At 51.5% G+C, this 10,437-nt stretch carries 8 protein-coding genes; 3 read left to right on the top strand and 5 right to left on the bottom strand.

The genetic code is table 11. The annotated features are described in order from the left end of the window. Positions 1–104: 104 nt before the first annotated feature. Positions 105–680: an orotate phosphoribosyltransferase gene (pyrE, locus tag IQ263_RS26610; RefSeq protein ID WP_194071075.1), complete on the bottom strand. Its 576-nt coding sequence runs from the start codon at positions 678–680 to the stop codon at positions 105–107. Between the two features lie 86 nt (positions 681–766). On the opposite strand from pyrE, the gene IQ263_RS26605 reads away from it, so the two are divergent. Next, positions 767–1,294, top strand: a complete 528-nt coding sequence (locus tag IQ263_RS26605; protein WP_194071074.1) for a hypothetical protein — start codon at positions 767–769, stop codon at positions 1,292–1,294. 53 nt (positions 1,295–1,347) lie between these two features. On the opposite strand, the gene IQ263_RS26600 is transcribed toward IQ263_RS26605, so the two are convergent. Further along, positions 1,348–2,097, bottom strand: coding sequence for a pentapeptide repeat-containing protein (locus tag IQ263_RS26600; protein ID WP_194071073.1), 750 nt, complete (start codon positions 2,095–2,097; stop codon positions 1,348–1,350). A 20-nt stretch (positions 2,098–2,117) separates the two neighbouring features. Next, positions 2,118–2,762, bottom strand: coding sequence for a beta-carboxysome protein CcmP (gene ccmP, locus IQ263_RS26595; protein ID WP_194010953.1), 645 nt, complete (start codon positions 2,760–2,762; stop codon positions 2,118–2,120). 324 nt (positions 2,763–3,086) lie between these two features. Here ccmP and IQ263_RS26590 point away from each other — a divergent pair, with 324 nt between their 5' ends. Continuing rightward, the gene (locus IQ263_RS26590) at positions 3,087–3,470 is read left to right on the top strand and encodes a WGxxGxxG family protein (RefSeq protein ID WP_194071072.1); all 384 of its coding nucleotides are present in this window, start codon (positions 3,087–3,089) and stop codon (positions 3,468–3,470) included. 553 nt (positions 3,471–4,023) lie between these two features. On the opposite strand, the gene IQ263_RS26580 is transcribed toward IQ263_RS26590, so the two are convergent. Together IQ263_RS26580 and IQ263_RS26575 are read right to left on the bottom strand one after the other, a co-directional pair. Further along, the gene (locus tag IQ263_RS26580) at positions 4,024–8,952 is read right to left on the bottom strand and encodes a PAS domain S-box protein (RefSeq protein WP_194071070.1); all 4,929 of its coding nucleotides are present in this window, start codon (positions 8,950–8,952) and stop codon (positions 4,024–4,026) included. Between the two features lie 335 nt (positions 8,953–9,287). Further along, positions 9,288–9,476, bottom strand: a complete 189-nt coding sequence (locus IQ263_RS26575) for a hypothetical protein (RefSeq protein ID WP_194071069.1) — start codon at positions 9,474–9,476, stop codon at positions 9,288–9,290. 38 nt (positions 9,477–9,514) lie between these two features. Here IQ263_RS26575 and IQ263_RS26570 point away from each other — a divergent pair, with 38 nt between their 5' ends. Continuing rightward, positions 9,515–10,270 (top strand): DUF561 domain-containing protein, encoded by a 756-nt coding sequence (locus IQ263_RS26570; RefSeq protein WP_194071068.1) that lies wholly within the window; start codon positions 9,515–9,517, stop codon positions 10,268–10,270. The last annotated feature ends 167 nt before the right edge of the window (positions 10,271–10,437 follow it).

The raw sequence follows: 10,437 nt of genomic DNA, 5'->3' as shown, positions 1-10,437 counted from the left end.
TCCAGATCCTCTGGATATTCGTTACCAGGCAGAAGTCTTAGCCCCCCCGAACTCGCGGGGGGGGTTGGGGGGGTAATATCTAGCGCTACTTTATGAAATTGGTATTATTTCTTGCTACTAATCCATTCCTTAAGATCCGCGATCGTAAAAACGGCCTGAAAATCCAATCCCTGCTCGCGATATAATTGAGCTCCACCTTGCTCTCGATCGATCAGCGACAATACGCGATCGACTTTATAACCCGCACCCCGCAACCGTTCCACCGCCTGCATCGCCGACTTGCCCGTCGTCACCACATCCTCCAACACCGCCACATTAGTCCCAGCGGGCAACAGCGGCCCCTCAATATAGGCCATTGTCCCGTGTCCCTTCGTCTCCTTGCGGACAATTAGCGCCGGAATCGATCGACCTTCCAGAGCCGAAACCACACTTACCGCAGTGACAATCGGGTCAGCACCCAAGGTCAAACCGCCCACAGCCTGCACCTGAGTCGGCAGCATGGAGAGGAGTAAGCGCCCCGTAGCCAAAGCACCTTCAGCGTGCAGCGTCACCGGTTTGCAGTTGATATAATAAGAACTTTGCTGCCCCGAAGACAACACAAAATCCCCTTCGCGGTACGCAAACTCGCACAACAAATCCAAAAGTCGATCGCGCAGCACCTTTAAATCAGCAGCATTCATAACTTACACCGTGTAACAAACACAAATAATCCGCCGATAATCAGTTTATATTGGAACCGTAATTAATCTAAAAGCCGAAGAAATATATGAGTCAAAAGTTAAAAACCCTTAGCCGCGCGTTAATTCTCGCTGTCGCCTCTGCCGCCCTCGCATCCGTCAAAGCAGCTCAAGCAGAACCAGCTCGATTTCACCCGATTAGCGACGACTTCAACCGACAATTCTTTGAAGCTTCAGGAGACTTTTACCACAACGTCAGCTTGCAAGGCTACATGGGCGACTATTTAGGCATCGGTGCCCCCAGCGGCGTAGTTGCCTTTCCCGAAAAAGAAATCGAGCGCGATGCCAGCCGCATCAGCGGCCTTTACCGACGAGTAATGCAGCGGCAAGTTTCCAGCGATCCGATTTTGCGCGTCCCGGATGCCGTCAATCCCTTCGATTCCTCAGTCATGGCGCTGCCTCCCGCTTGCCAGCTAGCACCTCAACCGAGCGGATGTTTCGCCACTCCCGCCGGACTCCAAGACCAATTTTTACCGAGAGAGCAGCAGCAAGATTCACAGACAGCCCCAGGCCCCGTTAGAGGACTTTATCAAGTATCGCCGGTTCGAGGAAATTAATTGCTGGTGAGACCATTGGTTCGCAGTCAGGACGAAGAGTCCTCGCTGCGAACCTATGTTGAAACAATACTGCCATCAGGCATAATTGTTCCATTCAAATGAGCTTTGTCCAGATTAGCTCCCGCCAAGTTCGCCCCTCTGAGATTGGCCCCGGTCAAATTCGCTCCCCTCAAATCAGCTTTGGCGAGGTTAGCCCACCGCAAATCGGCACCGCTCAACAAAGCAAAACTGAGATTTGCCCTAAAAAAATAAGCTGCAGTAAAGTGAGCTTCCCCGAGGTTAGCTTTAGATAAATTAGCTGCGTAAAAATGTGCTTCAATCAATTCGGCTTGATTGAGATTAGCTTGACTGAGATTAGCATTATTGAGGTTTGCGCCGATCGCATTAACTCGAAACATCACCGCACCGATTAAATTCGCATCTCCCAAATCAGTTTGTTGGAGATTAGCAGCGCTGAGATCCGCCCCAATGAGATTGGCACCGCTCAAATCGGCTCCCATGAAGTCAGCATTTCGGAGATTTGCTCCAGTTAAATTGGCTTTAATCAAATTAGTTTCGAGCAGTTGCGATCCCGCAAGATTTGCTAAACTGAGGTTAGATTCGGCAAAGTTTGCGGCAATTAATTTAGCATTAAATAAATCTATTTTAAAAAGGTTTGACCGCCCGAGTTGCGCGCCTCTGAGATTGGCTTGGGCGAAGTTAGCCTCGCTGAGATCGGGTTCTATATTTGGGTTGAGATTTCTCCATTCAATCCAACTAACTGCACCTTTTTTCAGGAGCGCTAAATGCTGTGGGTTTGCCATAATTGCATCTCCTTTAATGGCTATTCCTTGCGACCGGTAATTGCTGGATTTTCCCGACCAGATATGCTTTCCACCGCTGCAATTGCTGCCTGGGAACCTGCTAAAATATCTTGTTCTGAGCCACCGAGGTAAAGTCGCCCGAAACTGCCGACAGCCTGAACCTCTAAAATATTAATCGATGCGCCTTTTTCTGCTTCATTGGCCGCCAGCGCTGCATAGGCTGCCGGTTCTACTTCTAAGACATAAAGCGTTTGTCCCGCCAGCAGCAACTGTCCGCGGCGGGTGCGGTTGATTAATTGTGTTTGGTGCGCGTCAATGTTGCGAATAATTTGGCTAGAAATTACTCGCGGTTTAATAGATTCTTCTCTGCGGACTCCGATGAATTCTAGAATTGCTTTCCCTGCGGCCCGCGTTTCTCCCTGCTGGCCAGAGTGTACTTCCAGCAGGCCGTACAAGCGCTCGACTATCTGCACTCCGGGGCGCACGGAGGCGGATTTGAGGGCGACATCGGTAATTCGGTTAATTTCGATACCGGGTGAGATTTCTATCCACAGCGACGCATCCCCAGGAAGCGGCAAGAATCCAGCGGCGATTGTGCCGATGTATGCTGCGTGCTGCGGCTGCAAGTTGTCTAGAAATACGTAGCTGCGTAGCTCTATTCCCAAAAGTTTTGATCTCCGTCGATCGAGTTTCAACTGTTGTCTGTGCAAGATCTGAGTGTACCTTTTTTTGTCAACAACACATGATTGAGTTGTCCGAAGTCCCGGAGTGCCGAAACCGGCGAGGGAGGTGCGAGGCCGGGGATTTCTAGTGTCGGAGTGCCTGCGCGAGCTATGTTTAATTTCGTGTGCCTGCTAAAAATTGGATATAAATCTATAGTGATAGCTGGAATTTAGCAATGTTTACTGCTAGAGGTGGATGTAGCTGCAATAGCCGATCGATATATTGGTGACAGTTAAAGATTTTTCTAAGCAGAGAGCATTTGAATTATGAAGCGTTCTAATTTATCCAAGGCAATTGGTGCAGGTATTATAGCTGCTGGTTTAGCCATTGTGCCAACTCATCTGCCTGCTTCGGCTCAGACAGATCCAGCTCCCGGTACTAACAGCAGAACCACCACAACTACTACTATTCCGAGCACCGATGCTCAGACAGCTCCAGCTCCCGCTACTAACAGCACCACCACTACCACTACCATTCCTCGCTCCGATGTGTACAATGCTGATGCCGATCGCGGTTTTGATTGGGGATGGTTGGGCTTGCTAGGCTTGACTGGTTTGTTCGGTTTAATTCCCCGCAAACGCGAAGAAACTGTCCGCTATACAACTACAACGGGCGATCGCGATCCAGCCGTGCGTACCGACTACCGTTAATGCTCCCGTGGACTTGCAGCAGACAATCATGCAGGAATAGGATATTTAATATCAATTCCGGTTGCACTCCTGGTGATGTTGACTGTTGACTGTTGACTGTTAACAGTTAACAGTTGTTATTGGTTATTGGTTATTGGTTATTTGTTGTTTGTTGGTTGCAATGCCCGATGCCCGATGCCCTGCGCGGGCCGATGCCCGATGCCCTGCGCGGGCCGATGCCCGATGCCCGGTTTGGCCTATGCCCGATGCCCGATGCCCTATGCCCGGTTTGGCCTATGCCCTATCCCGGATAGTACCTCCTATGAGAGCACAGAAAGGCTTATAACTTGTCGGACTCGAATCAACAATCATCAAAAAACCTCCATCTGCGAGGTTTTTTTGTTTGAGATCATGCGCGCTCGAACAACCGTCGCACCCTCAAAATCATCGTCGGTAGAACCCGACTTGAGATGATTAACTTCTGCCTTTCTTCATCCCTTCTTCCTTCGCGCCCTTTGCGTCTTCGCGGTTCGTTAAACAAAGACCTTTTACACACAAAAAGACCTGGAAAAAATCAACCAGAACGATCGAGCAAATCCAACATCGCCTGCAGCAACTTGTCAGGATCTAAAGGCTTAGAAAGATGCCGCTGGAAACCTGCAGCCAGCGCTTGCCGGTAGTCAATTTCTCCAGCATAAGCGGTGAGGGCGATCGCCGGCACAAGTCCCCCTTGCTCCGCAGGTAGAGCCCGAACCTGCCGCAGCAACATATAACCGTCAGTGTCGGCCATTCCAATATCGCTCAACAGCAGATCCGGCACAGACACAATTAAAGCAGCCAAGGCATCGGCAGCGTTAGAAACTGCCGTCACGCTTGCGCCACAATCCTCCAACAGAAAAACCACCAAATCTCGCGCATCAGCATCATCATCCACCGCTAACACCCGGATACCGCTCAAATTGAAGGACTTCTCCGGTGGCGCACTTGCAGCAGGAATTGTCGGAGGTTGCACGGGCATCAGGGGGATTTTGACTGTAAAAGTCGCGCCTTTTCCTTCGCCTGCACTGTCGGATGTCACCGTGCCGCCGTGGAGCTCGACGAGATGGCGGACGATCGCCAATCCTAAACCCAATCCGCCAAACTTGCGCGTGTACGTGCTGTCAGCTTGCCGGAAATAGTCGAACACGTAGGGCAGAAAATCAGGTTCTATACCTTTGCCCGTATCAGTTACACTAATTTGAGCGTCAGTGTCAACCCGATCGAGAGCAATGTCGATTTTGCCTCCCGCCGGGGTGAACTTGACAGCATTTGAGAGCAAATTCCACACAACCTGCTGAAGCCTGCCCCCATCACCCAAAACCCTGCCGACATTCGGTGCAAATTGAGCGTTGATTTGAATCGATTTGACTTGGGCCGACAAACGTACAGTTTCCATAGCGCTGTCGATCGCCTCAGCTAAATCCACAGGTACAATATTCAAACTGACTTTGCCTTGCAGAATCCGCGACACGTCGAGCAAATCTTCGATTAGCTGAGTTTGTAGTTTGGCGTTGCGCTCGATCGTTTCTAGGGCGTAGCGCTGCTTTTGGGGTGTCAGCACATTCGATTGCAACAGCTTTGCCCAGCCCATAATCGGGTTTAAGGGAGTCCGCAATTCGTGGGACAAAACAGCCAAAAATTCGTCTTTGACGCGGTTAGCCTGTTCTGCTTCTTCTCGGGCGGCCTTTTCGAGGGCTAGCAGGCGTTCCCGTTCCGCTTCTGCATTGAGGCGATCGGTAATGTCGGTGTTGGTACCGCACCAGCGCAGCAAATTGCCTTTCTCGTCGTGAAGCGGCACGGCGCGGGAGAGAAACCAGCGGTAAGATCCGTCTTTACCGCGAATCGGGAAAGTATCTTCCCAGAGTTCGCCTTTTTCAATGCAGCGCCTAAATTTTGCGACAACCCGATCGACGTGTTCCGGGTGGTGCACCTGCTGCCAGCCCCAGCCTTGCATTTGCTCTTGAGTGGTGCCGGTGTATTCAAACCAGCGCTGGTTGTACCAGAAAATCCATCCTGTGGCATCTGTCATCCAAGCCAACTGAGCGATGTTGTCAGCTAGGGCGCGGAACCGATCCTCGCTCTCGTGCAAGTCCTGCAGGGTTCGCGCGTGCCCGATCGCCGTCCAGAGGCGAGCCACCATTTCCTGCACCAGCGAAACTTCATCGGCCCGCCAGTGCCGCACCGCCTGTGAGATCACCACCAAAAGAGCCACCCAGCGCCCCTCCTCAAGGCAGGGAACATCGACTAAAGCGCGAATGCTAAGGGCACCGTAGTTATCTACCAAAGACGCTGTATGCTGGTCGCTAGCGATATCTGAGATGACAAGTGTTTGACCTGCCATCGAGAGAGCTTTCATTTCTGCCGTCTTAAAGTCTGAGAGTTGATAGGTGCCGGCGACGCTGGCAAGGCCGGGTTGGTGCCAGTCTCGATCGACAATTGCCACTCCGGCTGATAGATCGATTTGGTGCCACAGGCAGCGATCGACCTGTAGATATTCTCCCAAACTGCTCGTGGCTTCCCACAACATTTCTGCGGCGTTGGAGCGCTGTCGCAAGCGAAGTTCGAGCCCGGAGAGAAACTGCTCGTTGAGTTGGGCTTTTTTGCGATCGTGAATGTCGGTATTCGTGCCGATCCACTCGACAATCTGGTCGAGGCCGTCGCGAATTGGCACGGCGCGGGACAAATGCCAGCGTTCCATTTGGTCGGAGGCCCGCCGCAGGCGGAACTCAACCTGATAAACTTCTCCGGTGATTTGACATTCTTCCCAGCGGGCCAAACTTTCTGCCAAATCCGACGGCGGCACCAAAGACTCCCAATTGTTTTGAGTGGCTTCCTCGTAGGACATTCCCAGATATTCCGACCATTTTTGATTGGCAAAGCGAAGTTTTCCGGCGGTGTCTACATTCCAAATCAGGTGGGGCAGCGATTCAGCCAGGAAGCGGAAGCGGCGGTCGCTTTCTGCTAAGCTTTCTTCGGCTTGTTTGCGATCGTCAATATCAATGCCGATTCCGACCCATTGCAGCACTTTTCCCAGGCTGTCTTTGACGGGGACAAGTCGCGCCAAATGCCAGCGGTAGGTGCCGTCAAACCTGCGTACCCGACATTCAAATTCGTAGGATTCCCCTGCTTGAATCGCCTGAGTGCGGGTGGCGACAACTGCGGGCAAATCCTCATGATGAAATAATTCCAGCACAGGCACTGTCAGAGGCAATTCTGGAATCATGCCCGTGTAGCTTTGCCAGTGCTGGTTGCAAAAATCTAACCTGCCGTCGGCGGTGTTGATCCACATTAACTGCGGCACGGCATCGGCTAGAGTGCGGTAGCGATTTTCGCTTTGCCGCAGTGCTTCTTCTATTTGCCGGCGTTCGGTTTTGTCCTGCATGATTTTCAGGAAACCTTGCACGTCGCCTGCTGCGTCGCGCAGGGGCATCACCAGCCCGCTGCCCCAAAAACGGCTGCCGTCTTTGCACAGGTGCCAGCGCTCGTTTTCTGCTTTTCCTTCAGTCAGCGCTAGGTGCATTTCTAATTCCGGCTTTCTGGCTGCTGAGTCTTCTGGGGTGAAGATGATTCGTCCGTGCCGGCCGACGATTTCTGCTTCGGAATAGCCCAGCAATCTCTCTGCGCCTGCGTTCCAACTGGTAAGGTGTCCGCCGGTGTCTAGGGTGAAGATGGCGTAGTCTTTGGCGCTGTCGAGTATCAACTGCAGGCGGGTTTCGCGATCGCGCAGGGCTGTTTCTGCTTGTTTGCGCTTGGTGATGTCGCTGGTGAAGCCGACTACTTTGGTCACTTCGCCTTGCTGGTTGCGAATCGCGGTGCCGCGCTGCCAAACATCGATCCAGCGGCCGTCTTCGTGCCGGACTCGGTACTCGCTTTCGTAGCGTTCGAGAGTCAAAATTGCTTCCGTCTCGGCCTCGATGCGGGCCAAATCGAGGGGATGGATGCGTTCTCTCCACCACTCTCGTGTTGCCGGTGCATCCTCGGGGCGGACACCGATGAGGGAGTACAGTCCTTCGGAACGGTAAACGCTGTTGGATGCCAGATCCCACTCAAACACCATGCCGTCGATCGCGCTTGTAGCTAGTTGGAAGCGGTTGTGGCTTTCTTGCAAATCGAGTTCGGCTTTTTTGCGATCGGTAACATCCAATACTACTCCGACAAACCGCACTGCGGAGCCTGCTGCGTTGTAAAAATAGCGCCCGGACACGCTCAACCAGCGGATTTCTTTGGTGTCGGCGCGGATGATGCGGTATTCGATCGAGTATAGCGCGCGGGTTTTCCGAGCTGTTTTGACTGCTTGCATGACTTGCTTTAAGTCGTCTGGATGCACGCAGTTTTTCCACATTCCGAGCGTTGTTTCGCCGCTCAATGTCGGTTCTCCGCCGAAAATCCTGAAATGGTTGGCCGACCAAATTACTCGATTTGCTACCAAGTCTTGATCCCAGGTTGCCATGCCGGAGCCTTCGATGGCGACGCTCAAACGTTCTTCGCTTTGTTGGAAGGCTGTTTCTGTTTGTTTGCGATCGTTGATATCTGTCAGGGAACCCACGGCCCGCACGGGATTGCCCGACTCGTCCCAAACTGCTCGCCCTCTGACTAAAATCCATTTGTAGCGCCCGTCGGGACAGAGGATGCGGTATTCTCCGCAGTAATGGGAGGTTTTGGAGTGCAAATGTTCCTGCCACTTGCTTTGAATTCTCTCCAAGTCGTCGGGATGAATGTAGCTCACGTATTGGGCTAGATCCTTGACTTCTTCGGGCCGGCGTTCCAAAATCTGTAAACAGCGATCGCTCGCTACATGACAATTTGTTTGTAAATCCTGTTCCCAAATGCCGTCGTTGTTGCTCTGCAATGCAAGCTGCCAGCGTTCTTCGCTTTCTCGCCAAGCTTCTTTGGTGCGATCGGCGCGATCGACTTTTAGGGCGGCAACGGCAAAGTCTGATAGCATCAGCCCGATCCGCAGGTCTTCGGTATCGAACTGGCCGCCATCGTGGGAGACAATCCAGATTGCTCCCAGCGGTTGATTTTCTACTAGCAGCGGCAGGACTAAGGCTTCGGCGATCGGCAGCGGGCGCGGCAGCAAGTCCTGCAAGTATTGTTCTGGATGCAGGTAAAGCTGGGGAGTTTGGAAGTCTAGATTGGCTCCGACTTCATTGAGCGTCCGAGGCTTGTTTGGTTGTTCTGCGGCTTCCCACGCGCCCGCTAAAGCTTCCCAATAAAAAGTTTGTTCTGATGTGGCATTTTCTGTTAGCAAGCAGACTCCGGCACTATCTGCGCGACACAACTCTCGCGCGATGGCCGCGAGTGTTTGGAGCATGGTGCGGGGGGAGGTTGCCAGTTGTTGGGCAAGGGTTTGCAGCGCCCGATTTTCTGCGTGCAAATCGGGCGATCGAGGGGTGCGGCGCGACAGAAGCTTTGCGATCGAAATGTCGGTTAAATTAGTTTGTGGGGTTTGCCAAGTTTCCATCTATCTAGTCGTTTTGATGTCTTTCTGTTCCTGCGGGCGGTCGGATATCAGAGCGCACTTAAATTATCTGCTACATTTTATTATCTACCGACAGACATAATCTGTTATCTGTCTTGGGAACTATGTTTAATTTTTCAGGCTAGTTTATAGCCTTGGTTGCCTCTGCTCTTGTTGCGGCCTTATGCACAATTTTATTCCCGAATCGCGCTTTTTCCCCTATCTGACTCCATCGCGTAATTCAGTCAGTCCCGGACAAGGAAAATACAGTGATATAGCGGTTCTGTGTAACATGAGGTAAGCACGAGCGATCGGTAATCGGTAATTAAGAGAGAGGGTTAGCTACCAGCTAGGAGATTTAAACTTTTGGGCTTCGCTTCGCCTGCGCGGCCCTGCGCGGGCCAATTCCCAATTCCCAATTCCCAATTCCCAATTCCCAATTCCCAATTCCCAATTCCCAATTCCCAATTCCCAATTCCCAATTCCCAATTCCCAATTCCCAATTCCCAATTCCCAATCCGTGTCAAAATGAGTCTAAGAAATTTTTTGAGTTGGAAAACTAACGATGAGTGTAGATTCTAAATTGCAGCGCGCATTTGAGCAAGGCCGCGCCTTGAAAATTATCAGCGGTTTAAATAATTTTGATGCGGCCAACGTTGCGGCTGTTGTCAAAGCAGCGGATCTCGGCGGTGCAACATTTGTCGATATTGCTGCCGATCGCGATTTGGTATTGATGGCAAAACAGTTGACAAATTTGCCAATTTGTGTATCGGCTGTGGAACCGCAAAAGTTTGTGGCTGCGGTAGAAGCTGGCGCTGATTTGATTGAAATTGGCAACTTTGATGCTTTCTACGCACTAGGCCGCCGCTTTGAAGCTTCTGAAGTTTTGGAGTTGACTCGCGAAACTCGATCGCTATTTCCGAACATCACGCTTTCTGTCACAGTTCCCCACATTTTGGCACTCGACAAACAAGTGCAGTTAGCAACAGAATTAGTCAAAGCTGGCGCTAATATTATTCAAACCGAAGGTGGCACTAGCGCCCAACCAATTCACGCCGGAACTTTAGGATTAATTGAAAAAGCAGCGCCTACTTTGGCCGCAGCCTTTGAAATTTCCCGCGCCGTACAAGTTCCCGTACTCTGCGCTTCGGGCATCTCCAGCGTCACCGCACCGCTTGCTATTGGCGCGGGCGCTGCGGGTATTGGTGTCGGTTCTGCTGTGAGTCAACTTAATAGCGAAGTGGCGATGATTGCTGCTGTTCGCAGTTTGGTGGAAGCTTTGGCAAAAGTAGAGCGATCGCACTTTGCTGCTTCAATTTAATTCTGTTAACTGTTAACAGTTAACAGCAAACAGTTGACAGTTGACAGTTGACAAAAGAAGGAAGAGGATTGGAGTAATGAATCGTCTGATTTTAATTTATCCCGATCAGGGAGAGGCTTTAAACCAATTTTTTCTGGTAATCAAGAAGGCGAAGGTAGAGGAAAAAG

The sequence above is a fragment of the Tychonema sp. LEGE 06208 genome (assembly GCF_015207505.1).
Lineage (GTDB): Bacteria > Cyanobacteriota > Cyanobacteriia > Cyanobacteriales > Microcoleaceae > Microcoleus.
This window is presented reverse-complemented; position numbering and strand designations above follow the sequence as displayed.